17 protein-coding genes and 1 pseudogene are annotated in these 25028 nt (G+C 71.3%); 9 read left to right on the top strand and 9 right to left on the bottom strand.

All coding sequences use genetic code 11. The features are described 5' to 3' along the window. Positions 1-43: 43 nt before the first annotated feature. The 5 genes from CAP_RS20500 to CAP_RS20480 all read right to left on the bottom strand — a co-directional run bounded on the left by CAP_RS20500 (position 44) and on the right by CAP_RS20480 (position 7565). Positions 44-2326 (bottom strand): FG-GAP repeat domain-containing protein, encoded by a 2283-nt coding sequence (locus CAP_RS20500; protein WP_081865084.1) that lies wholly within the window; start codon positions 2324-2326, stop codon positions 44-46. Between the two features lie 34 nt (positions 2327-2360). Beyond that, positions 2361-3365, bottom strand: coding sequence for a hypothetical protein (locus CAP_RS20495; protein ID WP_156040982.1), 1005 nt, complete (start codon positions 3363-3365; stop codon positions 2361-2363). An 88-nt stretch (positions 3366-3453) separates the two neighbouring features. Then, entirely contained in the window at positions 3454-4692 is a 1239-nt protein-coding gene (locus CAP_RS20490; protein WP_044243647.1) for a methyltransferase, read from the bottom strand. 10 nt (positions 4693-4702) lie between these two features. Beyond that, positions 4703-5557, bottom strand: coding sequence for a hypothetical protein (locus tag CAP_RS20485; protein ID WP_044243644.1), 855 nt, complete (start codon positions 5555-5557; stop codon positions 4703-4705). 79 nt (positions 5558-5636) lie between these two features. Continuing rightward, positions 5637-7565 carry a carboxypeptidase regulatory-like domain-containing protein gene (locus tag CAP_RS20480; protein WP_052375566.1) on the bottom strand — a complete coding sequence of 643 codons (1929 nt, stop codon included), beginning with the start codon at positions 7563-7565 and terminating at the stop codon, positions 5637-5639. A 50-nt stretch (positions 7566-7615) separates the two neighbouring features. Between CAP_RS20480 and CAP_RS20475 the strand changes: the two genes are divergently transcribed. Beyond that, positions 7616-9262 carry a hypothetical protein gene (locus CAP_RS20475; protein ID WP_044243642.1) on the top strand — a complete coding sequence of 549 codons (1647 nt, stop codon included), beginning with the start codon at positions 7616-7618 and terminating at the stop codon, positions 9260-9262. A gap of 110 nt (positions 9263-9372) precedes the next feature. Continuing rightward, positions 9373-11028 (top strand): NHL repeat-containing protein, encoded by a 1656-nt coding sequence (locus tag CAP_RS20470; RefSeq protein WP_156040981.1) that lies wholly within the window; start codon positions 9373-9375, stop codon positions 11026-11028. A gap of 13 nt (positions 11029-11041) precedes the next feature. On the opposite strand, the gene CAP_RS20465 is transcribed toward CAP_RS20470, so the two are convergent. Continuing rightward, the gene (locus CAP_RS20465; protein WP_044243640.1) at positions 11042-11662 is read right to left on the bottom strand and encodes a hypothetical protein; all 621 of its coding nucleotides are present in this window, start codon (positions 11660-11662) and stop codon (positions 11042-11044) included. Between the two features lie 164 nt (positions 11663-11826). Here CAP_RS20465 and CAP_RS20460 point away from each other — a divergent pair, with 164 nt between their 5' ends. The 3 genes from CAP_RS20460 (at position 11827) to CAP_RS20450 (ending at position 14595) form a co-directional block, all read left to right on the top strand. After that, positions 11827-12660 (top strand): SDR family NAD(P)-dependent oxidoreductase, encoded by an 834-nt coding sequence (locus tag CAP_RS20460; RefSeq protein ID WP_044243638.1) that lies wholly within the window; start codon positions 11827-11829, stop codon positions 12658-12660. Positions 12661-12882: 222 nt separating this feature from the next. Continuing rightward, positions 12883-13941, top strand: coding sequence for a M15 family metallopeptidase (locus CAP_RS45095; protein ID WP_052375565.1), 1059 nt, complete (start codon positions 12883-12885; stop codon positions 13939-13941). 105 nt (positions 13942-14046) lie between these two features. Continuing rightward, entirely contained in the window at positions 14047-14595 is a 549-nt protein-coding gene (locus tag CAP_RS20450; protein WP_052375564.1) for a hypothetical protein, read from the top strand. Positions 14596-14638: 43 nt separating this feature from the next. On the opposite strand, the gene CAP_RS45090 is transcribed toward CAP_RS20450, so the two are convergent. Further along, on the bottom strand, positions 14639-16375 hold the full coding sequence (locus CAP_RS45090; protein ID WP_197041272.1) for a methyl-accepting chemotaxis protein: 1737 nt from the start codon (positions 16373-16375) through the stop codon (positions 14639-14641). 357 nt (positions 16376-16732) lie between these two features. Here CAP_RS45090 and CAP_RS20440 point away from each other — a divergent pair, with 357 nt between their 5' ends. Together CAP_RS20440 and CAP_RS20435 are read left to right on the top strand one after the other, a co-directional pair. Beyond that, the gene (locus tag CAP_RS20440) at positions 16733-17842 is read left to right on the top strand and encodes an ADP-ribosylglycohydrolase family protein (RefSeq protein ID WP_044243635.1); all 1110 of its coding nucleotides are present in this window, start codon (positions 16733-16735) and stop codon (positions 17840-17842) included. Positions 17843-17946: 104 nt separating this feature from the next. Continuing rightward, the gene (locus CAP_RS20435; protein ID WP_044243632.1) at positions 17947-20802 is read left to right on the top strand and encodes a TolB family protein; all 2856 of its coding nucleotides are present in this window, start codon (positions 17947-17949) and stop codon (positions 20800-20802) included. A 36-nt stretch (positions 20803-20838) separates the two neighbouring features. On the opposite strand, the gene CAP_RS20430 is transcribed toward CAP_RS20435, so the two are convergent. Both CAP_RS20430 and CAP_RS20425 read right to left on the bottom strand, forming a co-directional pair. Continuing rightward, complete coding sequence (locus CAP_RS20430) at positions 20839-22113, bottom strand: Gfo/Idh/MocA family protein (RefSeq protein ID WP_081865083.1); 1275 nt, start codon at positions 22111-22113, stop codon at positions 20839-20841. Between the two features lie 188 nt (positions 22114-22301). Beyond that, positions 22302-22697, bottom strand: coding sequence for a DUF423 domain-containing protein (locus CAP_RS20425; RefSeq protein WP_044243630.1), 396 nt, complete (start codon positions 22695-22697; stop codon positions 22302-22304). 609 nt (positions 22698-23306) lie between these two features. On the opposite strand from CAP_RS20425, the pseudogene CAP_RS55805 reads away from it, so the two are divergent. Both CAP_RS55805 and CAP_RS20415 read left to right on the top strand, forming a co-directional pair. Then, positions 23307-23905, top strand: a pseudogene (locus tag CAP_RS55805) (Uma2 family endonuclease). Between the two features lie 172 nt (positions 23906-24077). Further along, positions 24078-25016 (top strand): hypothetical protein, encoded by a 939-nt coding sequence (locus CAP_RS20415; RefSeq protein ID WP_044243629.1) that lies wholly within the window; start codon positions 24078-24080, stop codon positions 25014-25016. Positions 25017-25028 lie beyond the last annotated feature (12 nt).

Here is a 25028-nt window from a genome sequence, read left to right as displayed (position 1 = left end):
TGCGCGTGCTGCGCATGCCGCCTGCGAATCCCGAGCGCCAGTGTCATCGGGTGCTGGTCATCACCACCAGCTCGTTCGTGGCGCGGTCCGTGATCAGCAGGTCGAGGTTCCCGTCGCCGTCCACGTCCACGGCAGCGATGGACGAGGGATTGCGCAGGGTGTCGATCACCGGACCGGCCTCCAGGGCGCCCTGGCGGTTCACGAGCACGAGCACCCGGGACCCGACGATGAACGTCAGCTCCGGGAACGCGTCGCCGTCGAGGTCCGCGACTACCGCCGCGGAGACCCTGCCGTTGAGATCGATGTCCTGGGGCGCGAAGTTCTCCCCGTCGCCCGCGCCGTACATCACGGTGACGACCTGTCCGAAACTCGGGGTCATCAGGAAATCGAGGTGGCCGTCATGGTTGATGTCACCGAGCGCGATGTGCGCCACGAGATCGTCCGTCGGATGGATCAGGGCTGGCAGCGTGAAGGTGCCATCGCCCTGGCCGTGGCCGATGTAGGCGCTGAACTCGGAGACCATGGCCGCGTCGAGGATCGTATCCCCGTCGAAGTCGGCGAAGGCCACCGCGTCCACGCCGTTCGCGTACTCCGAGGTGAAGGTCCCGTCCGCGCTGCCGCGCATGAGGAACGCCCCCTCGTGGACGCTGGCGGTCACGTACACGTCGAGGTCTCCGTCGCCGTCGAGGTCGCCCATGTCGGCGTCCCGCGTGTAGAAGCCATCGCCCACGGACTGCGAGGGCGTCAGCGTGCCGTCTCCGGCGCCGGTGAGCACGTCGAGGAGGCTGCAGTCCGCGAAGGGGCAACGGTTCGCGCTGACGAGATCCAGGTACGCGTCCCCGTCGACGTCGACCACGAACATCTTCACCGGCCAGCCGTTGAGCGGGTAAGTGCCGACCACCTCCAGGGCGCCCCCGCCGGTGCTCCGCAGGGAGGTGAGCACGCTGCTCGGGGCGATGCCGAACAGCACGTCGACCTCCCCGTCGCCGTCGAAGTCGCCCGTGGTGATGGCCTCTGCGCCGCACCCGAAAGGCGTCCCCAGCAGGGGCTGGAAGCTGCCGTCGCCATTTCCGGCGAGGAAGCCGAGCCCGGGGTTCTTGTTGCCCACCACGAGGTCGGTCAGCGTGTCGCCGTCGATGTCTCCCGTGACTCCGCTCCCCACACCGCGGCCAGCCGCGAGGGGCACCGCGGCGCCCAGTGCGCCCGCGCCGTCGTTCGTGAGGAGGAACATCTGCTCCTCCTTCTCGCTGTCGGTGACGAGGACGTCGAGCGCGTCGTCTCCGTTCAGGTCCACGAGGCCGGCGAGGACCATGAACCGCCCTGCCGCGTAGGTGGTGAGGGCTCCGAAGGTACCGTCGCCCTGGTTGACCAGCACCCCGACTCCGTATGCGCCGTAGGTATCCGAGCCCACGATGATCTCCGGCCTCCCGTCCCCTGTCAGGTCGCCGAGCGCGATCGAGGAGGCGCGTTTGGCCGGGATGGGTGTCCCGGCGAGCAGCGTGCCGTTCGCCGCGCCCTGGAAGAGGTAGACGTTCGTTCCATCGCTGTCGCTCGCGACCACGTCGGGCAGGCCGTCGCCGTCCACGTCTCCCGTGGCCACGGACGTCAGGACGTGGCCGGTGCCGACCGGGTAGCCCTGCGGCGGGAGGAGCGCGCCGCTGCCATCCCCGCGCAGCACGTCGATGCGATCGGCATACGTGTAGGCGATGAGAACGTCGTGCGCGCCGTCTCCGTCCAGGTCCGTGACCAGGAGGCTCTTGTGGCTGTTCGTGCCGGCCGTATACGCCACGGGGGTGCCCAGCGTCCCATCCCCCTGGCCTGGCAGGATGAGCACCTGGCTGCTCGCCGACAGGATCACATCGAGCATGCCGTCGTCATCCATGTCCGCCACCTGGACCACGTCGTGCAAGACGGACCCGGGGAGGTGATCGGTGAGGTAGGTGCGGTGCACCTCCTCGAACGAGCCGTCTCCGGCCCCGCGCTGCACGCTGACGAACGCGCCGATGGTGTTGACGACGACGAGATCGTGGAGGCCATCGCCGTCCAGATCGGCGAGGCCGAGGCCCCTGTTGCCCGCGCCCACGCCCCCGGGATACCGGCCCGCCTCGACGAATCCGAGGGCGCCGCTCTCGCCGCCCTGACCGCCAGCGCCGCCCTGACCGCCGGCGCCGCCCTGACCGCCAGCGCCGCCCGCGCTGGTCGTGGTGCCCTGACCACCTGTACCGGAAGGATCGGGAGGGTCCCCGTCATCGCCACCGCAAGCGCCGAGCGCACAGCCCAGCGCCATTCCTACCGTCAGACGTCTCCAGTGATTGTCGATGCTCATGTGCGAGGCTCCTCAAGGGGAGGATCGAGGTTGCTCAGAACTCCAGGATCTCGGTGTCGATCACGACCGACTGGGTGACCTCCTGGGTGCTCCCGTCGGCGTCCGAGACTGTTGCCGTGACCTGCATCGGCTGACCGAGCAGCTCGTCGATGGTGAGGGGCTGGTCGAGGCGGAAGAGGAACCCCGTCGTCTCGCAGTAGCCGGCCTCCTGGTAGTCACGGAACACCGAGACCGCCGAGAAAGGGCCGATGGTGGCAGCGAGCGAGGGCACCTCGGCGTGCACGGTGGTGACGGCGCTCTGCCTGAGATGGCGCATCCGGGCGCCGAAGAAGGTGTGATACCCGCCCTGCGAGCCTGCCCAGACCTGCACCACGTCGCCCTCGGCGAGCGGGGTGAAGTCGCTCTCCCCCTTGCCGAGCATGAGCGTTGGATCCCCCGCCGCCTGCGGCTTGCACCAGCTACGGCTCGCCCAGTCCGGTGTGTGGTCCTCCAGGTGCTCGGGGCTCACCGCGGGGTCGAGGCAGCGTCCCCAGGAGCAGGTGAGGCCATCGTCGCAGGCGGCACAAGGCGCGTCGCTTATCGTCATCCGGAGGAGCAGCTTCCGCCCCGCGACCACGCGCGTCCTGCCGACCTGCTGCACCAGCGCGCCGTCCGCGCGCTCTCGCTCGAAGACCACCTCGACCTCGGCGCCGTCCACCTCGGCTTCGAGGTCGAATTCCATGGGGAAGGGGATGAACGCCGGAGCGCCGTCTCCCCAGGTCTCCTCGCGCACGGTGGCCCCGTCGAGCTTCAGGGTGGTGCGCAGCCGCGTCGCCTCGACGAACGGCTCGCTGGGCGCATTGAGCAAGCCCACCACCACTCCCGTGGCCCGCTCCTCGACCGGGTGGCCGCCGGCGCCGCCCTGACCGCCGACACCGGTGGGAGGGCTTCCTCCGCTGCCGCCCTGACCTTCCGCCGGAGTGTCTCCACCGCAGGCGGCGAGCATGAGCGGCAACGAGCAAGAGCAGAGGAGGCGCCGGAGGGGGGCGAGGGGGCTCACGAGGGCGATAGTACGAGAGTCGGTCGAGGACACCATCACGGCGTGCGGCCTGCACGTGCGACAGCGGGGCGCCTCTTCGGGGTGCGTGTCAGTGCGGGTGTTCCGGCGGCGTCCCGTCTGCGCAGGCCAGGATGGCGAGGTTCCTGGGGGTCACTTCGATGTCGAAGACAGTCCGCACCATCACCTCGTGGCCCTGCTCCTCCAGTGCAGCGGCGCGGTCGAGCACCACGGTCACCTCGACGAGCCGCGACAGCATGGCCCGGGGCAGCGAGAGCCGGCGCATGCGCGCGAACTCCTGGTGCGCCGCCGCCTCGTGTTCTTCCACCTCGGCCGCGCTCGCGGGCGCGAGTCCCCGCAGCGACAGCGCCCTCGCCGCGAGCGCTGCGAGCCCATCGCGGGCGCGGCGCCGGTTGATCCCGCGCATCTCCTCACCTGGCGCGAGAGGGAGCCCCCGCGCGCGGAGCAACCGCAGGAGCGCGTGGCGACGTTCGCGCATGGCGAGCATGTCCCCGAGGCTCGCCTCCACCCCCTCGGGCCTCGGGGTGAGGTTGGCGAGGCCGAGCGCCTCCCGGGGCAGCACGAGCCCCGCCTCCTCGGCCGCGCGTGACAGCGGCGCCCGGCGTGGCGTGTCGATCTTCTGCAGGCAGCACGACACCAGCACCACGTCGCAGCGGGCGCTGGCCGCCGCGGCGATCATCCGGTCGCCGAGCGCGCCGCAGGCGTGGAGGCCCACCGGCAGATCCCCGGGCCCGAAGGAAAGCTCCTGCGCGCCCGCGTCGAAGGTGACGAAGCTCGCCCGGGTGCCGCGCGCGAGTGCCTCGGCGGTGGAGACCCGGGAGGCGTCGCGCTCCAGGCCCACCGCGTCGATGTCGAACAGATCGGCCGCGACGCGCGTGAAATGCCCCCGGCCAGCGCCCACGTCCACGATGCGCTGCGCCCTCGCGGCGAGGGGCGCGACGGCGCCGAGCAGCGCTTCGAGCTGGAGGCGCTTGCGTTCGTGCACCGAGCGGAGCCGCTCGCGCGGCGGGGGCAGGGGGCTCGCCGCGAGGGGCGGGACCCGGGTGACCTCGGCGGTGGCGCGCGCCAGGTCCACGAGCTGCGCCGGCGCCCCGGGCAGCGAAGACGCGCAGACCGCGAGCCCTTCCGCCTCGCAGCGCCCGAGCGCGGCGTCGTCAAGGGAGAGCAGGAATCCCGTGAGCCCGCGCGCCTCGCACCACGCGGGCGGCGCGTCACCGTCGGGCCGGCTCCCGGCGATGTCGAGCACTGGCAGGAGCACCGCGAGCGCGCGCGCGAGGGCGGCGGAGGCATCGTCGTGGGGGTGGACCACGCCTCGGCCCCTAGAACTCCATCATCAGTGCGATGCCCGGAGCGACGACCAGGCTGTCGAGGTCCACGGCGTGCACCGGCTGTCCGAGGACCGTCATCTCCGAGGCCGCCGCCAGGTACGCCATCGACAGCTCGAAGCCGACGAACACGTACTTGTATCCGAGCGCGACGCCCCCCTGTGCGCCCAGGTAGAACGCCGTCCCGTCGAAGGAGGCGAGCTGCGTCTCCTGCGAGGTGCTGGAGCCCGACACCTCGGGCGTGGTGAGCACGAGCTGCGTGCCGAAGGTGGTGAACATTCCCTTCGGGCCGCCCCAGAGCCGGTACCAGTCACCCGACTTGCCCACCAGGATGGGGATGTCGAACTGCCACCGCTCGAAGTCTTCCAGCTCCAGGATGCCGAGGACGCTGCTCACCGGGAACGCCAGGGTGTAGCGCGCCGCGCCGAACCCGGCGCTCAGGTCCACCCCGTGCCGCGCCTTGGTGAGGAACTGGTAGCGCAGGCCGAGCCGCAGCGCGCCCGAGTAGCGCACCGACACCTCCAGCTTGTCGACCGGCGTGTAGGCGAGCCCCACATGCGGCACGGGCGAGAGCGCGTTGATGGCGAGCGCCGCGCCTGCGTCGAAGAGCGTCTGCTTCTCCTCGTCGCGCAGCTCTCGCTGCTCGGCGACGTCGACCAGCGCCTCTGCCGCGTCCACGAGCCGGCCCACGCCGCTCGTGGGGATGGAGATGTCGCTCCCGGCCTCGATCTGCACGTGACCCTTCCTCGCCACGTGCGCCGGCTGGAACGTCGAGAGCGAAGGCGCACACCCTGTCGTCCCGATCAGGGAGGAGAGCGCGCTGAAAGCAAGGCACAAACGAAAGCGCATCGCGCGGCAGGGTACAGAAATCACGCGCCTCCGTCTGCGCGTCCCGGCAGATCCTCGGGCCTCCAGCAAGGATGCGACGCTACCCCCGCACCCGCGTGCGCTGCACCAGCACGTTCACCGGCGCCCCTGCGTTGCCGCGGCGCACCAGCAGCGCGACCGTGCTCCCCTCCGGGCCGCGAATGCGCCCGATGGCCCCCTCGAAGCCCAGGTCCACGACCCTGACGCCGTCGATGGCCACGATGGCGTCCCCTGGCCCGAGCCCTGCCGCCGCAGCGCCGCCACCCGCCATGACCTGACCCACGACGAGCGCGTCGTCCTTCGCGGAGAGCACGGCGCCGATGCCGGTCATCTCGATTCGCGGCTCCTCGCCCTCCTGCAGCGGCGTGAGGGAGATGGTGACCGGGCCGAGCGTGCCTCCCTCGGCGATCACCAGGCCGGAGAGGATGCGCCCGTGGTGGCCCGACGCCATGGCTGCGACCGAGCGCAGTCCCTCGGAGAGGCCAGCGAGGGAGAAGCGCCCTGCGGGGTCGGTGGTCGCCTCGGCCACCACCGGGACCGGCCCTGCCCCGGGCCCGAGTCCTCCCTCCACGGTCACGCGCGCGCCAGCGAGGGGTGTACCAGTGCCCTCCTCCACGACCAGCCCGTGAAGGTTCCCGCCTCGCCCGAGCACCAGATCTGCCGTCGCCTCCCCGCCGGCCTGCACGGTCACGGTCACCGTCTTCGACGAGGCGTGTCCCATGGCGGCGGCCGTGACGGCGTAGGTACCAGGCAGGAGGTCCTCGAACGCGTAAGCCCCGGAGGCGTCGAAGAACGACGCCGCGGCCGCCGTCTCCCGCTCCAGGGGGCCACGGTGGAGCGCCACGAGCACCGAGAAGGCCTTCACCAGCTCCCCGCGCTCCCCGCCCGCGGAGCGCACCACCCCGCGGAGGCGCCCCGTCCCCCCGAGCCGCAGGGTGACCTCGCGCGCGCCTCCGGCCACCTCGTCGAGGTACGCCGCCCGCGTGCCCTCGCGCGCGGTCAGCGCGTACCGGCCCGCATCCAGCCCCTCCAGCAGGAACGCGCCATCGGCATCCGTCGTCACCTCGTCCCCGGGGTGCAGATCGGCGCCCAGCACCCCGGGATCCCCGCTCCACCCGGCGCGCACGGCGGCCCCCACGACCGGCGCGCCGGACGCATCGACGACAGTCCCTGCGATGGTCTGCCCCGCGCGCTCCTCGCCCTTCGCGCCGAGGCGCAGGGTGATCCGGCGGCCCGCCTGGACGCGCAGGTCCACGCGCCCCCTGCCCGGCGCGTACGCCGGGTGGCTCGCTTCGAGGAGCGCCTCGTCCGGCGCGGTGAACGTGAACGCGCCCTTGTCGTCCGCCATGAAGCGCGCGCCCACCGCACCCTCCGGCGCATCGAGGATCCGCACCTCGGCTCCGGCTGCGGGCTCACCGCCCGGGGTGAGCACCACGCCCTCGTAGCGCGCCTCGGGGCTCAGGGTCACCGTCAGCCCGCGGACCACCTCACCCGCGCGGGCCACCAGCGTGACGGGACTCTCTCCCCAGGCCGGCGCGAACGGATGGAAGCCCTGCGCCGTCACCAGCGCCAGCACGTAGACGCCGGGCTCGGGGGGTTCGAGCAGGAACGCGCCGTCGGCACCCGCGCTCACCGTGAGCGTTTCGTCCTCGTGGTCGAAGGTGAGCGTCGCGCCGCCGATGGGTTCCCCGCCCCGCTCCGAGACCACCCGGCCCGAGAACGCGCCCGCCTTCCTGGCCGCATCGGCGGCGATCTCGCCGCTCGGCAGCCGCAGCGGCCCCCGGTGATCGCCAGCCGCGCCGTTCACGCCGGGCTGCCGCGCCCGCAGCGAACGCGGCGCCCCGGGCGACCCCGACGGACGCGCGGACGCAGAGACCGCCGGATCCCACCCGCTGCGCCCTCGGAGCCCGACGAACAGCACCAGGCACCCCAGGATGCAGGCGATCGCCACGGCGAGGAGGAGGCGCACGTTCCGGGGCGGCGGAGCCATGCCGAGCAGGATACGCGCCGCGCCGGAGTGTGCGATCCTCCTCCCGCCCCATGAACCGACCTGCACCCCTGCGCACCGTGGCCCGCCTCGCCCTCGCTGGCCTCTTCCTGGTCCCGGCAGCCTTTCCTGCTGCCTCGTGCGCGCCGGTGGAGCGCGACTTCGGGGTCGCCAGCACCGGCAGCGCCTCCGGCCCCTGCGAGACGGCGGCCTCCTGCTACACCGGTCCCGCGGGCACGGAGGGTGTCGGCGCGTGCCGCGCGGGCTCCCAGGTATGTGACGGCGAGGGCTACGGCGCCTGCGAGGGGGAGGTCCTCCCTGCTGTCGACGACTGCACGACACCCGAGGACGAGGACTGCGACGGCGTCGCTGCCCCCTGCTCGCTCTCGACCGTCTGGGCGCGCGGCTTCCTCGGCGTCTCCCCGCAAGACACGCCGCGCCTGGCCATGGATGGAGAGGGGAACATCATTGTCGTGGGCTCGTTCGTGGAAATGATCGACTTCGGCGACGGCGATCCGCTCACCACCTCCGCCGAGCGCCAGCCGTTCATCGCCAAGTTCGACCCCTATGGCACGGTGCTCTGGTCGCGCAAGATCAGCGGCACTGGCCAGTCGGCCATCAAGGGCCTCGCCGTCGACGCGCTGGGCAGGATCCTCATCGCCGGGGATCTCAGCGGCGAGGCCATCTTCGACGACACGGTGCTCACGAACTCCCAGGGGTTCGACGACATCTTCCTCGCCCGGCTCGCCTCGGCCACGGGCAACGTCGACTGGGCTTACGGGTTCGGGAGTACGGACTACGACCGGGTGAACGACCTCGCCGTGGACGAAAACGGCAACCCGGTGTTGATCGGCGAGTTCTCGGGCACCCTGGCATTCGGCAGCGTCTCGATGACTGCCCAGAGCGGCTCCGAGTCCTTCCTCGTGAAGATGTCCCCCGACGGCGTCTTCGGCATCTACGCGCGCAATTTCGGCTCCTCGAACGGCATCCTGGACTTCGAGGCCCTGGCCCCCGACCGCGCCGGGGGCGTGCTCCTCAGCGGGCGGTTCTCGACGACCGCCCCCTTCGACAATGTTCCCCTGACCAGCCTCGGCTCGAACGATGGGTTCCTCGCACACTTCAGCAGCACCGGGAGCGCCGTCAGCGCGAAGAACCTGGGTGGCGTGGAATGGGACAGGACCTACGACGTTACCAGCACCCCTGACGACGGCAGCGCGGTGAGCGGCACCTTCTCCGGCTCCGTCGACTTCGGCGGCGGGCCGCTGGAAGCGCTCGACGGATCGAGCTTCTTCGTGGCCGCCTACGACGCTGAAGGCAGCCACCGGTTCAGCGTCGCCTTCGGCACGGGCGAGGACACCGGCCACAGCGCCGTGCTGCGCGTCGACGCCGAAGGGAACACCGTGGTGACCGGCTACTTCAACAACGAGGTGACCTTCGGCGAGGAGACGTACCCGCTCACCGGCACCCAGGACCAGGATCTCGATGGCTTCGTGGTCAAGCTCGACGGCACGGGCGAGGTGCTCGCGAGCCGCGCCATCGGCACGACGCTGCCCGAAGGCATCTTCGACGTGGTGATCGACCCGAGCGGCACTCCGGTGATCGTCGGCATGACCGTCGGCGGCACCCTCGACCTCGGCACTGGCCCGCTCCCCTCCGACGGCATGACGCCAACCCTGTTCATCGCCAAGCTCGCGCCCTGATCTCGCGGCGCGTGATGGCGTCGCGAGGAGGACGAGGCGCGCGTCCCGGAGAGGGCCGCCACGCCGACCAGGATCCGCGCCGCGCCGAAGTGTGCGATCCTCGTCCTGCCATGAGCCGATCTACTCCCCTGCGCACCGTGGCCCGCCTCGCCCTCGCCGGCCTCTTCCTGGTTCCGGCAGCCCTCCCCGCCGCCTCGTGCGCGCCGGTGGAGCGTGATTTCGGCGCCAGCACCGCCAGCACCAGCAGCGCCTCTGGCCCCTGCGAGACAGGGGCCTCCTGCTACACCGGCCCCGAGGGCACGGAGGGTGTCGGCGCGTGTCGCGCGGGCTCGCAGGTGTGCGACGGCGACGGCTACGGCGCCTGCGAGGGGGAGATCCTTCCCGCCGTCGACGACTGCACCACGCCCGAGGACGAGGACTGCGACGGCGTCGCCGCCCGCTGCCCGCTCTCGACCGTGTGGGCGCGAGGCTTCCTCGGTATCTACCCCGAGGGCCTCCCGCGCATCGCCGTGGATGGGGAGGGCAACGTCATCGTCGTCGGCAAGTTCAGGAACACCATCGACTTCGGCGACGGCGACCCGCTCACCGCGTCCATCGAGTATGCACCCTTCATCGTCAAGCTGGACCCGGAGGGCAACGTGCTCTGGTCCCGCAAGATCAGCGGCACCGGCGAGTCCACCATCCGGGGCCTCGCCCTCGACGTGACGGACAGGATCCTCGTCACCGGCGACTTCAACGGCGAGGCGATCTTCGACGACACGGTGCTCACCAGCAACCAGAACACCACCGACATCTTCCTCGCCCGGTTCGCGTCGGAGACCGGCAACGTCGACTGGGCCTATGGCTTCGGGGGGGCCGGTTACGACAACCCGACCGGCCTCACGGTGGACGCCAACGGCAACCCGGTGCTGATCGGGACCTTCTCGGACACCCTGGCCTTCGGCAGCGTCTCGATGACGACCCAGGGCAACTTCGAAGCCTTCCTCGCGAAGATGTCACCCGAGGGCGTCTTCGGCATCTACGCGCGCCAGTTCTCCAGCACCGGCGGCACCGTGGACTTCAGCGGCGTGGCCCCCGACCGCGCAGGGGGCGTGCTGGTAGGCGGGCGGTTCACGGGCGACGTCACCTTCAGCGATGGCAACACCCTCAACAGCCTCGGACAGAGCGACGGCGTCCTTGCCCGCCTCAACAGCACGGGCACGGCCCTCGCGTCGCGAGGCCTCGGTGGCATGGGCTCGGACAGGGTCTACGACATCGCGGGCACCGCCGAGAACGGCTGGGTGACGGTCGGCACGTTCGAAGATTTCGCCGACTTCGGCGGTGACGCGCTGGAGGCCGTGATGGGATCGAGCTTCTTCGTGGCCGCCTACGATTCGAGTGGCGCGCACCGCTTCAGCCTCTCCTTCGGGGAGAACGAACTCTCCGACCACGTCGCCGCGCTGGACGTCGACGCCAGCGGGAACACCGTGGTGACCGGCTACTTCAACCACACCCTCGTCTTCGGCGACGTGACCTACCAGGTTCAGGGCACCCCGGGAGACGACGTCGACGCCTTCGTGCTCAAGCTCGACAGCGCAGGTCAGCTCGTCGAGAGCCGCGCCATCGGCAGCACGAAGGTCGAGGGCGCCTTCGACGTCGCCCACGATCCGAGCGGCGCTCCGGTGATCGTCGGTATCTCCCTGGGCGGCGAGCTCGACCTCGGAACGGGCCCCCTCCCTGCCGACCCTGCGATCCCCACCCTGTTCATCGCCAAGCTCGCGCCCTGATGCGTGACGGCGCTCAGGTCCAGCGGACCACGCGCTTCAGGAGCACGATGGGAAGCCCGTGCGCCTCGCCTGCGGGCTCCAGCGGGTGGCGCTGGATGCGCACCCCCTGCGCGCCCGCCATCTCCAGCGCGGCGCGGATGGCCACGTCGCTCACCGTGAGGTAGGAGGCCGCGGCGAGCGCGGGCACCCCGGACGTGAACGACTCGTACGTCTTCTCCCGGACCCGCTTCGACTCGATCCGGACGAAGTCGAAGTACTTGTCCCCGAGCCGGGGCAGGTTCGCCATCATCACGTCCGGCGTGGTCAGCTTCAGCAGGAAGCGGTGGATGCCGTTGAACTGACGGGGGACCTGGAACTGCGCGATGTCGCGCTCCAGCTCCAGGAACCCGGTGCCGGTGATACGCGCCGCGAGGCTGTGCAGCGCGAGCAGCGGGAACACGTCATACCAGCCGCCGATGATGAATTGCTGGGACAGGAAAGAGGAGAACCCCGGGCCTTCCACGTGCCTGAGGATCGAGCCCCGCCCACCCTTGAAGTGCTCGTCGAAGTACACGAACGAGTCCTGGTAGAGCACGCCCTTGCATCGGAACGGGCTCGCGCCGGGCTTGAATGGCACGTCCTGCATCCAGAACACGGATCGCTTCCCGCCTTCGCCCCCCGGCGCAGAAATATCACGTGTGAGGCGCGCGTATCCAGCGCCGGCCCCGCCCGGTGCAGCGCTCCAGCGACCCCCGGATGGCGTGATGGTAGACACTGGAACCGGGCGTCGGAACTCGTGCCGCACGCCACCGAGGAGTCATGTTGCGAAGGTTTGCGCGCAAGGTCGTCATCGTCACGGGCGCATCGAGCCCCGCCGGTATCGGGGCAGCATCGGCCCGCCGCTTCGCCGAGGAGGGCGCCACCGTCGCGGTCGTCGCGCGCGGCGCGTCTGGGCTCGATGCTCTGGTGGACGAGCTGCGGGCACGCGGTGGCGAGGCGCGTGCGTTCCCGGCGGACCTCACGGACATCAGCGCTTGCGAGCGCCTCATCCAGGATGTCACGGAGGCCTTCGGGGGCATCGACGTGCTCGTCAACAATGCCGGCGCCAACGTCCGCGGCCCCGTCGAGCATCAGGATGCGCGCGCCCTGGCGGGCATCCTCCAGATCAACCTCGTCGCCCCGGTGGTGCTCACCCGCCTCGCGCTGCCCTCTCTGCGCAGCCGCCGCGGCGCCGTGGTGCAGGTCGCCTCCATCGCCGGGCAGATCCCCCTCGCCAGCGAGGCCACCTACTCGGCCTCCAAGTTCGGCCTCCGCGCCTTCACCTTCGCCCTGCGCGACGAGCTTGAGAACACCGGCGTCCGCCTCGCCGTGGTCTCGCCGGGCCCCGTGGAGACGGGCTTCCTCCTCCAGGAGCTGGACGACGTGCCCGACATCATCTTCGCCCAGCCCATGTCCTCCGCCGACCAGGTGGCAGCCCTCGTCGTCGAGAGCGCCGTCGACGGCCGCCGCGAGCGCACCATCCCCGTCCAGACGGGGATCCTGGCCCGCCTCGGCGCCGCGGTACCCCCGCTCCGTCGCGCCCTCGTCCCCCTCATGGAGACCCGTGGTCGCGCCATGAAGGAGGCCTTCCGGGCCCGGCACGGCCGGAGCTGACCTCCCCCGCCGCGCTCGCGCAGGCAGGTCGCGCAGCCGGTTGTGCAGGCCGGTTGTGCAGGCCGGTTGTGCAGGCCGGTTGTGCAGGACCTCGCACAACGACCCTCCCATCCTCTGCACAACCTCGTGCAACGCCCCGCACAGCCCCTGGCCTGCCCCCCGCATTTCAGGCCTTTTCACAGCCTCGCGGGGTCCGGCACGCCGGCTGCAATACCGTCGCCCATGCACAACGCTACCTCGCGCCTCGCCCGACGTTTCGCCCTCCTCGCCCTCCTCGTGGCGGCGCCTGCCAGTGGCGTCGGCTGCATCGCCCCCACCGACGGCAGCGACGACGTCGACGAGGCCGGCGAAGAGGTCGGCGGTGACGACATCACCGACGGCGCCGAGGACGTGGAGAGCAGCGAAGCCGCCGTCTCCGGTGGCACCGTCCTCCAGGCCACCGCGTCGAGCTGCTCGACGACCAGCGTCAAGAAGCTCTCGCAGCAGATCATCGACGAGGTCCGCTGCATGAACCCGAACGCCTACGTGCTCGTGCCCAAGAAGAGCAACATCACCTTCGGCTCGGCGGCCTTCCGCTACATGGAGAAGCCCGCCCGCGACAAGCTCGTCGCCGCGCTCGAAGCGAACCCGGGCAAGCAGATGACCGTCAACTCCATGCTGCGCACCGTCGCCCAGCAGTACATGCTCTACCGCTGGTACCAGACGGGTCGCTGCGGCATCGGCCTCGCCGCGAAGCCGGGCAGCAGCAACCACGAGAGCGGCCTCGCCATCGACATCAACCAGTACTCGAGCTGGAAGAGCGCGCTGAACAGCCGCGGCTTCAACTGGCTGGGATCGAGCGATCCCGTCCACTTCGACTACGCCGGCAGCGGCGCCGTCAGTTACAAGAGCCTCGGCGTGAAGGCCTTCCAGAGGCTGTGGAACCGTAACCACACCAGCGACAAGATCGACGCCGACGGCGCCTGGGGGCCCCAGACCGAGGCGCGCATGAAGAAGGCGCCTGCCAACGGCTTCACCAAGGGCGCGACCTGCAACGCAACCCTCCTCGGACCCTCGTTCCCCGGCGACGAGATCGACGCGGAGGAGACGTCGGAGCTCGAGGACTCGGCGGACTTCGGCGCCTCGGCGGAGATCGAGCGCGCCCACGTCGAGGAGCCGGTGCTCCTCGACCCCGAGCCCATCGACGCCGCCCTGGTCGAGCAGCTCGCGCTGGAGAGCGAGGGCGAGGTCTGCAGTGACCACGCGCTCGAAGCGGTCGAGCACGGCGAGCACGCGCACTGACCCATCACGGCGTCAGGTCCCTGCCTTCGTGACATTGTTTAGCCCTCCACACCAGCGCTCCGGGTCCGGGAGAGTTAAACTCTCATCACCCCTCGGAGGCCATGAATGGGCAGAGTCTCGGAGCAGGAAAGCAAGCCAGCAGAAGACCCACCTCTCAACACCGACCGCCTCTGGATCCTCCTCGACAGGCAGGATCCGGGGGACAGCCCCACCAGCGCATCCCCTCCCCGCGGACCCGCGGGCCGCACCCTCGTCGTGCGCGACGGCCGCAAGATCCTGATCAGCGTGCCCGTCGAGCGCGGCTCCACGCTCGCAGCCCCCCTCAGGATCGACCAGCTCCCCTGGTCCGGTGCGCGCCTCGTCGTGCGCGTCTCGTCCGACGCCACTCCCTGCGCGGCCTGCACCGAGGAGCAACTCCTCGCGGCCTGTGCTGCGGGCGACCTCGGCGCCGCCGGGATCTTCGCCGCGGTCCGCGAGGGCATCGCCCGTTGCGCAGAGCGTCAGCGCCTCGAACCACACCACGGCGTCGCCCGTGACAGCGGCCCGGTCACCGCGCGGACGCACGCCCTGCTCCTCACCCCCCCGAACGCCCGCGTCCCCACCGGCAACCCCCGCACGGACGGCGGCGACATGGACCTCATCCTGATCGTGTGACGCATGCCGGCGCGTCGCGGCGCCTCACGTCACGTCGGCGGGATCAGGTCCGGTACTGTGCGACAGCATCTCCCAGCCGGGTGGCCAGGTCGCCGATGTCGCGCGCAGCGCGCTCGGACTGGCGCGTCCCCTCCACGGTCTGCGAGGCGGCCTGCTCGATCGCGCGCACCGCTTGCGAGGTCTGCCCGATGACAATCACCTGCTCCTCGGCCGCCGCCACGATCTGCGCGGCAGCGCTCGCTGCCTGGGAGATCGTCGCGGCGAGCTGCTGGATCCGCTCCCCCGCGACCTGCGCGGTCTCGACCGCCGAGTTGACCGTCTTCGTCCCCTCCTCGGTCGCGAGCACCGCCGCGTTCGTCGAGCGCTGGATCTCCCCGAGGATGCCCCGCACCTTGTTGGTCGCGTCCTTGGACTGCTCGGCCAGGCGCCGCACCTCCTGCGCCACCACCGCGAAGCTCCTGCCGTGCTCCCCTGCGCGTGCCGCCTCGATGGAGGCGTTGAGCGCGAGGAGGTTCGACTGCTCCGCCAGCTCGTTCACGGTGGTGATGATCTGACCCACCGCCTGCGCCTGCTCGGAGAGCACCAGGATCCGCTCCGAGATCGAGGTCACCTGCGTGTTCACCCGGTCCATGGCCCCGAGGCTCTGGTCGACGGCCTTCTGGCCCGAGCTCGACACCTCCACGCTGCGCTGCGACGCGATCGACACCGCCTTGGCGCGGTCCGCCACCTGCTGCGCCGTCTGGGTCACCTCTTCCACGGTGACCACGGTCTTCGTGACCGCTGACGCCGTCTCCACCGTGATCGCCGACTGCTCCTGCGTCACCGCGAGGATCTCGCTCGTCGCGCTGCTCAGCGCCACCACCGCCTCGTTGATGCGCACCGTCATCGTGCGCAGCGCGTGCCCCATCGCCCCGAGGTCCTCGCCGAGCTGCCGCAGCTCCGGTCCCCCCGTGGGCTCCACCGAGGCCGACAGGTCTCCGCGCGCCAGCCGCCCGATGAAGGCTCCGTAGATCCTCACCGCGCGCGCCAGCTCCTCCTTGCTGGCGGTCTCTGCCTCCACCCGCGCCGCGAGCTCCTTCTCCGACACCTGCAGCGCGCCCGCCCTCTCGTGCGACTCCGAGAGCGCCTTGCCGAAGGCGCTCGACACCGAGAAGAGCTGCCTCCGCGTGAACAGCGCGATGAACACCGCGATGGCGAGGATCATTCCCCCGCCCACCCAGAGCACCGTGCTCGACGCGTTCTGCGCCGCGGAGGACCGGCTGTCGCGCAGGTTCGTCTCCACCCGGGTGAACTGGCCGATCTGCGCGCGCATCCGGTCCATGTGCGTCTTGCCGATACGGTGCAGCTCCAGGGGGATCGGGCTCTTGCGCCGCTGCAGGTCCAGGATGGGGCTCGCGGCCTCCGCCTCCCAGCGCCCGTGCTCCTCGCGGATCTCCCTGACCCGCCTCTCCTGATCCGGGTTGTCCTTCACCGAGGCCTGCAGCTCGTCGAACCTCGATTCCAGCACCTCGTTGCCGGCCTCGTAGGGCTCCAAGAAGAGATCCTCGCCCGTCGCCACGTACCCGCGGACGCCGGTCTCCTTGTCGACGAGGAGGCGCTCCACCAGGGCCGCCTGCGCGATCACCTTGTCGGTGTGGTCGACCCAGCGCGCCAGCTCGACCAGCCGGTTGATCTGCCAGAACAGGAGCGCGCCGACGGCGGCCATGAGCAGTGTCGGGATCATGACGGCGCGGTTCAGCACCGCGCGGACGTCGGTTGGCGAGTCGTTCTCTTTGACCATGGGTGGGGTGGCTTCGCGCGCGTGCCGCGCCGTGCTGCGCCAGGGGAGCGCGGGCGCGCGGCAGTATAGGCGAGCGACTCCGGACACGCCGATCATTCGCCGACGCTGACGCGTACGCCCTTCACCTGATGTTGGCGCGTACGTCCCTCACCTGACGCCCGTCGTCTGGCACCCGCTGCTCGATGCTCACCGCATGACGCCCTGTCACGGCCCGAGCGGCCTCGTGCCAGCCTGACAAAGACCTCTTGCCTCGTGCGCTGCCCTCGCGCGCCGCCTGGGCGCGTGAACGCCGCGTCTCCCCGCGATCGCCACGCTGCCGCGCCCCCTGGCACGTCCATTGCGATTCACGCCTCAGCCATGGATGCCACCACGCGCCCCGACCGCCTCGACCAGCTCACCGGGGTCTTGCTCGGCACCGCCGTGGGCGACGCTCTCGGCTTGCCCCGCGAGGGCCTCACGCCTTGGCGCGCCGCGCGCCTGTACGGCACCTCCCCCCTCCGCCACCGCTTCGTTCTTGGCCGCGGCATGGTCAGCGACGACGCCGAGCATGCGTGCATGACCGCCCAGGCCCTCCTCGCCGCGCCCGACGATGACGCGCGCTTCGCCCGATCCCTCGCCATGCGCCTCCGTGGCTGGTTCGTTGCGCTCCCGGCCGCGATGGGCTGGGCCACCCTCCGCGCCATCGTCAAGCTCTGGCTCGGCTTCCCTGCCGACCGGAGCGGCGTCTTCTCCGCGGGCAACGGACCCGCCATGCGTGCACCCGTGATCGGCGCCTGCCTCGCCGCGACGCCAGCGCGCATCGCCCCGGCCGTGCGCGCCTCCACCCGCCTCACCCACACCGATCCCCGCGCCGAGGAGGGCGCCCTCGTCATCGCCCTCGCCGCCGCGCACGGCGTCACCCGCGGCCCGCACGGCGTCGACGCCCCCGCGCTCCTCGACGAGCTGCGCCGTCACGTCACCGGCGACGAGCTGCGCCGCGCCCTCGACCAGGTGGCCGACCACCTCGCGCGCGGCGCCTCCGCCACCGACCTCGTCGCCGCCCTGGGCCTCGAGCGCGGCGTCACCGGCTACATGCTCCACACCGTCCCCGCGGCCCTCTTCTGCTGGCTCCAGAGCCCTGGCGACGTCGCCCGGAGCGTCGAGGAGATCATCCTCCTCGGCGGCGACGCCGACAGCACCGGCGCCATCGTCGGCGGGCTCGCCGGCGCGACCGCGGGCGCCAGCGCGATCCCTCCTGCCTGGCTCGACGGCATCTGCGACTACCCCCGCTCCATCTCCTGGATGCGCCGCCTCGGCGCGCGCCTCGCCGCCCGCTTCGGTGGCGCGTCCGCGGCCGTCTCGGCCCTCGAACCCGGCGACCGTCTCGGCCCCTTGCCCCTCTTCTGGCCGGCCATCTTCCCGCGCAACGCCGTGTTCCTCGCGCTTGCGCTCGCGCACGGGTTTCGCCGCATGTTTCCTCCCTACTGACCCTCGCGTGCTGCCGCGTGTGCGGCCTTCGCAGGGATGGACCCCGCGACGATCCGCTGCGCATCGAGGTGGCCCGCAAGAAAGTCCTCTGGCATCGTCCGCCCATGTTCGTCCGCTCCGCCCTCCGATCTCTCCTCCGTGGCACCACCCGTGGCGCCCCGCTCGCGGCCCTGCTCGTCGTCCTCGTCGGTTGCGGCGGATCGACCTCCACCACCCGCCGCCCTGCCGCGAGGCCCGAGACCGCGCTGCGCACCCCGGACCGGGGCCCCAAGGCCCCCGCGGGACCGCCGCTCCTCCCCGCGCACGTCGTCGCCCAGCTCGACGACGAGGAGGTCGCCCCGTACTTCACCCGCCGCGGTGACGAGGCCCTCCTTTTCTGGGCCGCTGGCGGCAAGTGGTGGTCCCGCAGGCTCGCCGCCGACGGCGCGCCGCTCGCCCCCACCCTCGACATCGGCCCTGCCGTGGGCGAGGTCCCCGTCGCCTCCCTCCGCCCCACCGCCTCCGGCTACATCGCCGTGTGGATCGAGGACCAGGGAGGCAGCCGCGCCATCCGCACCCTCACCCTCGACCCTGCCGGCAAGCCCACCGGCGCCCCGGTCCTCGTGCTCCAGTCCGCCGACGAGATCGCCTGGGTCGACGTGCTCGTCAGCGCCCAGAGCACCACCGTCATCTGGGAGATCCCACGCGACGAAGGCTCCGACGTGCTCACCGCCAGCCTCGCCTCGGGCAAGGCCTCTGCGCCCATTGTCGTCGCCCGCGAGATCCTCGCGTGGCAGGCTGCCGCGAGCGACAAGGGCGCCGCCGTGGGCATCGTCCGCCGCGCTGGCCCGAAGCCCGCGGCTCCGGACGCCGACCCCATCCCCAAGCTCGGCCAGGTCGCGCTCCTCGAGCTCAACGCCGCCGGCAAGCCCGGCGCCCCGGTCATCATCTCCAGCGAGGCCAGCGCGCAGATCGACCTGGAAGTCGTCTTCCTCGACGGCAAGTACCTGCTCGCCTGGTCCGACGAGCGCGACCTCGACGCCACCGTCTTCGTCGCCGTCGTGGAGCCTGGGGGCCGCATCGCCGTCCCTCCGCGCCGCGCCACCGCCCCTGCCGGCGAGCAAGCCCTCGTCTCGCTTATCGCCCCTGGCTACGTGCCCGGCGCCGCGGGAGCGCCCGCCGGCGCCTCCGGAAAGCGCGCCCTCCTCGCCTGGGAAGACCTCATCCGCGCCCCGCGCGAAGCGCGCCTCATCCACCTCGCCTCCATCGGCAGCGACGGCGTCATCGGCAAGGACCAGGCGGGGCTGATGATGAGCGCCAGCGGCCCGCCCGACCTCACCCTCGACGGCGACGGCTTCGCCGCCCTCACCCTCGCCCCCGCCTCTGGCCCCGCCGGCACCGTGCCCGAAGGTGACGCCGAGCTTCCCATCTGGCCGACCTACGTGCGCTTCGGCCCCGACCTCTCCGTGCGCGCCGGAGAGCCGGTGCGCGCCGCCCCCTTCACCGCGACCGGCGGCATCCCCTACCTCGTGCGCGGCCTCTCCTGCGCCAGGGGCCAGTGCACCGCGCTCGCCAGCGCTGCCTCCACCGAGCCCGCCAGCCCCGCCCCCGCCGCGAAGGGCGACGCGAAGGGTGCCACCGCCGGGAGGAGCGGCACCTCTTCCGCCAAGCCTTCCGCCGCCCCCGCCGCGCCTCCTGCCGGAGACGCTGCGAGCGCTCCCCTCGCCGTGGTGTCCCTCCCCGTCCGCGAAGGCCCCTGGCGCGCCCCTGCCCTCCGCGAGACTGGCGACCAGATCCCGCGTGCCACCGCCGTGCGCGCCCTCTACGACGGCGACCACGTCTCCGAGGTGACCGCCGCGAACCTCGGCGGCGGCCGCGCCCTCGCAGCCTGGATCACCTACCACCTCGACGGCGCCTCCACCGAGCCCCGCGGCGCCCGCGGCGCCCGTGGCGCCGACACCAAGGACCAGGGCGCCACCCTCGCTGTCCGCACCGTGCGTCCCGACGCCCTCGGCAAGCTCACCGTCCTCTCGCAGAAGGCTTCCTCCCTCGGCGGCGTCGCCCTCGCCAGCGCCCCTGGCGACAACCCCGACAGCGTCCTCGCCTGGGTCGCCCGCGAGAAGGGCGAGCCCCAGGTCTACGTCACCCGCCTCGACGCGAACGGCGAGAAGGTCACCCAGAAGAAGGTCACCAGCGCCCAGCGCCGCAAGGGACAGGGTGGCGCCACCAGCGAGGCCACCGACGTCGCCATCGCCCACGACGGCCAGGACGGCTGGATCGTCGCCTGGATCGACACCCGCGACGGCAACGCCGAGGTCTACGCTGCCCGCCTCGACAAGAACCTCCAGAAATCCGGCCCCGACCAGCGCATCACCAGCGCCCCCGGCGACGCCGCCGAGGTGCAGATCCAGGTCCGAGGCAAGGAAGCCTGGCTCGTCTGGTCCGACGCCCGCCAGGACAGCGACACCGCCGACATCTGGATGGCCCGCCTCGACGCGAAGACCCTCAAGAAAGCGGCCCCCGAGACCCGCCTCTTCACCTCCCCCGAGCACTCCCGCAGCCCCTCCCTCGCCCCCTCCGGCGCCGGCATGCTCGCCGCCTGGATCGAGGAGCCCGCGGGCGAAGGCGCGACCGGCGCCGGCTCCGCCCGTATCGTCCAGCTCGACGAGCGCGGCATGATGCAGGGCGCCCCTGCTCCCCTCGGCCCCCAGGGCACCACCGCCGCCTCCGTGGCCCTCACCTGCGACACGGCCTGCCGCGCCGTGCTCACCATCTCCGAGAACGACGTCCTCTCCCTGCGCGGCCTGGAGCTGACCCCCGAGGGCCGCCCTGGTGAAGCCAAGCTCCTCGGCGTCCTCACCGGCAACTCGGCCCAGGACGTCTCCCCCATCTTCGCCGGCCCCGGCGCCCTCTTCTTCTCCGACGACGCCATCAGCGGCTCTGGCCGCGTCCGCTGGATGTCCGTCGCCTGGAAGCGCTGAGCGAGGCTGCGCCCCGCTCAGCCCTTGGCGCCGTCGCTACACCACCTTCACCGTCCGGCCGGAGCGCGCGGACTCCTCGATCGCCTTGATCACCTTCACGTCGGCGAGGCCCTCCTCGCCGGGCGTCTCGGGCGCCTTGTCGTTCATCACGGCCGCGGAGAAGGCGTCCATCTCGGAGGTGAACTGGTTCACCTCCTCGATCTGCATCTTCGTCGTCCCCTCCTTGCGGTTCACGCGCATCTCCAGCCCCTGGTAGGAGAAGGCGGGGTCCATGTCGATCCAGCCGTCGACGCAGTGCACCCGGTAGCGCGCCGACTTCGCCGCGCCGAAGTGGCAGTCGCAGTGCGCGAGCACCCCCGAGGGGAAGCGCATCGTGAAGGCGAAGCCCGCGGGCACCTCGCGGAAGCGCTCCTCGTCGGAGGGCTGGTGCGCCATCCCCGTCACCTCCACCGGCTCCTCGCCCACGATGTAGCGCGCGGCGTTGATGCAGTAGATGCCGATGTCCCCGAGCGGACCGCCCGCGAGCTTGGCGCTCAGCCGGATGTTCGGCGCGTTCGTCACCTGCACGTGGCTCGCCTCGAAGGTGCGCAGCGCCCCGAGCTCCTTCTTGCGGCACATCTCGATGGCCTTCCGGTTCATCGGCTCGTAGCGCAGCCGGTAGGCGATCATCAGCTTCTTGCCGGCCTGCTTGCCGGCCTCGATCATCCGGTTGCACTCGTCGATGGTCGGCGCCATCGGCTTCTCGCAGAGCACGTGCTTGCCGGCCTTGAAGCCGCGCATCGTGAACTCCGCGTGCATCGAGTTCGGCAGGATGATGTAAACGATGTCGACGTTCGGGTTGTCGCGCAGCGCCTCGTAGTTCTCGTAGGCGTAGACGTTCTTCGGATCGAGCCCGTAGACCTGCGCCACCTGCTGCGCCTTCTCCTGGTGACCGCTCACCAGCGCCACGAGCTTCGAGTACTTCGCCGCCGCGAACGCCGGCAGCACCTCCTCCAGCGCGAGCTTGCCGAGGCCGACGATCGCCCAGCCGAGCTTCCTCGTGACCTTGGGGACCTCGGCGTCCGGCGACTCCGCGTTGGGCGGCTCCATGGGCCCGCTGTAGTTGGAGGGCGGCGGCTGCCCCGGCACGTTCTCCGGCGTCGCAGCCGTGCTGGACGGCGGTGATGCGGGCGGCGTGGCCACGGCCGACGCCTGGCCGCTGTGCGCGATCTGCTTCGTGATCAGGTGGCCCGCGACGCCGCCCACCCCTGCCGCACCTGCGGCGAGGAAGAAATCACGACGCGAGAACCCGCGGCCCTCCGACTCCGGCATCACCAACCTCCTGAGCGATCTCTGGACATCGCGTCTCCACCTACGCTGGCACACGCGATGTGCTGACGCATGCCGGATTGCCGGCATCACGCCCGGGACCTTCCTTCGTCACATCGTTGATGCTGAGACGTGAGACCCGGTCGCCCTGGCACCTCACAAAGAGATGTGCGGGGTCGCCTGAGGGGGAGTCATCCGGGGACGCCGAGGCGCATCGCCGTGATCGTCACGGCGACCCATCCGGCGAGCATGAAGAGGCCGCCGAGCGGCGTCACCGCGCCGAGTGCGCGGATGCCCGTCACCGTCATCACGTACAGGCTCCCCGAGAAGAGCAGCACGCCTCCTGCGAAGCAGAAGCCCGCCACCGTCGCCGTGGTCGCCCCGGTGCGTCCGGCCAGGTAAGCCGCGAGCGCCAGCGCCAGCGCGTGAATGAGGTGGTACTGCGAGCCCGTCTCCCACCAGCCCATGCGTTGCGCTGCATCGGGCAGGGCTTCGAGGCGCATCTTGAGTCCGTGGGCGCCGAACGCGCCGAGCGCGACGCCGAGGAACCCGTAGATGCCCGCCAGCATGAAGAAGAGGCGCTCCATCCCGTGCGTCTAGCGTGGCGTGGGCGGAGGGGCGAGTCTTAGCGCAACGCGACCTCCTCCGCCCGCCGTTTGAGTGGATGATGCCCGCTGCCTGGTCCTTCCAGAACACCGTCTTTGCGTCCACGGTCTGGCTGGTCGGGTACCGGCTCACGGGATCCCACGTTGTGATGCGCGTGCCGAGCTTTCGCGGGTATTCATCGAAGAGCTTCACGTCCATCTCGATGAGCGTCTGGATCTTGGGCTTCCCCTGCCAGTTCACGAGGCAGGTCGTGTCGCCCGCAGAGACCCCAGCTTCCCCCTCCAGGGGGTTGGAGTGGCCACTCCACGGGGATGACCGGCGCGAACGGTGCGGTTGCTCTCTCGCAGCCCGGGAGGATGTCGGTGGGGAAGGTCACAGAAGGATCGCTCGGGAGCGAAGAGGTGATCGCTCGGGAGCGATATCCGCAGTGCTGGCGACGTTGTCAGGACCACCATCGCCGCTCTCCTTAACTATTCTGCTGCCTTTGACGACCTGTACGGCACGTGGGGCTCCTCACGACGATGCCGGCGGATCTGAGCCGCGGAGCGGATGCCGGAGGTGTGGCACACTGCACCTGCACGGAGACGCCGATGGGATACCCGGCAGAAACGCAGCAGCGCCCCGCGACCTACGCCGACCTGGAGGTCGTCCCGGAGCATCTCGTCGCGGAGATCCTCCACGGCGTGCTCTACACGTTCCCGCGCCCCGCAACGCTACGCTCGGGCGCGGCGGGTGTGCTGACGATGGATCTCGGCTCGCCTTTCAGAGGGGTCGGGGCGGACCAGGTGGATGGTGGTTCCATCCGGAGCCCGAGCTGCACTTCGGCGAGGACGTGCTCGTCCCGGATCTCGCGGGATGACGTCGTGAGCGGGTGCCTCAGATACCCAGCGCGCCGTTCATCACGTTGCCGCCGGACTGGGTCTGTGAGGTTCTGTCTCCTTCCACCGCGGCCCATGACCGGACGAGGAAGATGCCCGTCTACGCCCGCGCCGGGGTGACCTGGGTGTGGCTCGTCGAGCCAGCGGCGCGCTCGCTGGAGGTCTTCCACCTGAACGGGCGAAAGCGGTACGAGCAGGAGCAGGGCTTCTCGGACGGAGAGATGGTCCGTGCGCTGCCCTTCGACGCCATCGTGCTGGAGCTGGCAGCCCTCCGGGAGGGCGTGGCGCGTGATGAAGGTGCGCGCACGTAGCTTGCCGGCGCCACCAGCGCACCGGACCCGGAGCGCGAGCGCTGCGCGGTCGGGGTGGTGAGCATGCATCGGTCCGGCGATGTGCACGCGCCTCGACGTGCGTCGTCGGGGGGTATGCCGCGCCGGCAAAAGGGATCCACCCGTCAGGAGAAATGGGTATCCTGCTGCACCGATGTCGTTCCATAGCCTGAACGCCCCGCGCAAGATCCACTCGCTCGATGCCGAGATCCGTGGCGCCGCCGTGCTGGCGAACCCCGGGCTCGTGGCCATGGTGTCCACCGATCCGGTGCGCCTCGGGGTGTGTCCCCTGGGCGGGTCGGCCGGGAAGACCACCAACATCTCGCTGTCGTCGGCAGACGATGTGGCGCTCCTCTCGAAGGATGCGGCGGTGGTGCGGAGCGAGGGGGACGTGTGGGCGGTGCTCGGGATCCAGCACTCGCCGAAGATCGATCAGGTGGGGCGGGATGCGCGGCTGCTCGCGGCGCGGCCCGGCGGGGAGACGGCGCTGGGGCTCGGGTGGGACGAGTCGGCCACCGAGTTCAAGCTGGTGAAGAACGACGTGGAGGGGCGGCAGTTCGTGCTGCGAGGGTCGGTCAGGGCGTTCGACGTGACCGAGGCGGAGACGTACGCGGTGGTGGACGCGGGCGGCGAGGGAGGCGAGCTGCGCGTGCACCCCGGGGCGACGCCGGAGCCGGGGGCGAGCCACAGGGCGACGCTGCCGCGCGAGGCCAAGGGGCTCGACCGGGTGCGCGGAGGGCAGCAGCTCTCGGCGATCTACAAGCGCGGGGGCAGCGCGGTGTGCGCGGTGGTGAAGTCGGCCGGCAAGCTCGTGGCGAAGATGATCACCCTGGAGGCGGCGGCGGTCGACGTGGCGGTCCTCGAAGGCAGCCTGTTCGTGGCCTTCGCGGACGGGCGCATCGCGATCTACAGCGACGCGGCGATCGAGGGGGCTACCGGGGCGGCGCTCGCGCCCACGAACAAGGTGCAGCTCGGGGGGCGCGGGGAGCCGCGGGTGATCGTGGCGACCGCCAAGGGCGGGGCCACGCTGTGGATCGGGACCAGCGCGGGCGAGATCTTCAGCGCGGCGATTGCGCGGAAGTCCGCCGGCTGAGGCGCCCCAGGG

The organism is Chondromyces apiculatus DSM 436 (assembly GCF_000601485.1).
Taxonomy (GTDB): Bacteria; Myxococcota_A; Polyangia; order Polyangiales; family Polyangiaceae; genus Chondromyces; species Chondromyces apiculatus.
The sequence above is the reverse complement of the archived record's forward strand: the minus strand, read 5'-3'. Positions and strand labels throughout refer to the sequence as shown.

What these genes read in the sequence shown, in the direction of transcription:
- CAP_RS20430 (WP_081865083.1), bottom strand. Translation starts at nt 22,113, where the DNA reads ATGCCGGAGTCGGAGGGCCGCGGGTTCTCGCGTCGTGATTTCTTCCTC.
- CAP_RS20435 (WP_044243632.1), top strand. Translation starts at nt 17,947, where the DNA reads ATGTTCGTCCGCTCCGCCCTCCGATCTCTCCTCCGTGGCACCACCCGT.
- CAP_RS20480 (WP_052375566.1), bottom strand. Translation starts at nt 7,565, where the DNA reads ATGGCTCCGCCGCCCCGGAACGTGCGCCTCCTCCTCGCCGTGGCGATC.
- CAP_RS20500 (WP_081865084.1), bottom strand. Translation starts at nt 2,326, where the DNA reads ATGAGCATCGACAATCACTGGAGACGTCTGACGGTAGGAATGGCGCTG.
- CAP_RS20440 (WP_044243635.1), top strand. Translation starts at nt 16,733, where the DNA reads ATGGATGCCACCACGCGCCCCGACCGCCTCGACCAGCTCACCGGGGTC.
- CAP_RS20425 (WP_044243630.1), bottom strand. Translation starts at nt 22,697, where the DNA reads ATGGAGCGCCTCTTCTTCATGCTGGCGGGCATCTACGGGTTCCTCGGC.
- CAP_RS45095 (WP_052375565.1), top strand. Translation starts at nt 12,883, where the DNA reads ATGCACAACGCTACCTCGCGCCTCGCCCGACGTTTCGCCCTCCTCGCC.
- CAP_RS20415 (WP_044243629.1), top strand. Translation starts at nt 24,078, where the DNA reads ATGTCGTTCCATAGCCTGAACGCCCCGCGCAAGATCCACTCGCTCGAT.
- CAP_RS20450 (WP_052375564.1), top strand. Translation starts at nt 14,047, where the DNA reads ATGGGCAGAGTCTCGGAGCAGGAAAGCAAGCCAGCAGAAGACCCACCT.
- CAP_RS20475 (WP_044243642.1), top strand. Translation starts at nt 7,616, where the DNA reads ATGAACCGACCTGCACCCCTGCGCACCGTGGCCCGCCTCGCCCTCGCT.
- CAP_RS45090 (WP_197041272.1), bottom strand. Translation starts at nt 16,375, where the DNA reads ATGGTCAAAGAGAACGACTCGCCAACCGACGTCCGCGCGGTGCTGAAC.
- CAP_RS20470 (WP_156040981.1), top strand. Translation starts at nt 9,373, where the DNA reads ATGAGCCGATCTACTCCCCTGCGCACCGTGGCCCGCCTCGCCCTCGCC.
- CAP_RS20460 (WP_044243638.1), top strand. Translation starts at nt 11,827, where the DNA reads ATGTTGCGAAGGTTTGCGCGCAAGGTCGTCATCGTCACGGGCGCATCG.
- CAP_RS20485 (WP_044243644.1), bottom strand. Translation starts at nt 5,557, where the DNA reads ATGCGCTTTCGTTTGTGCCTTGCTTTCAGCGCGCTCTCCTCCCTGATC.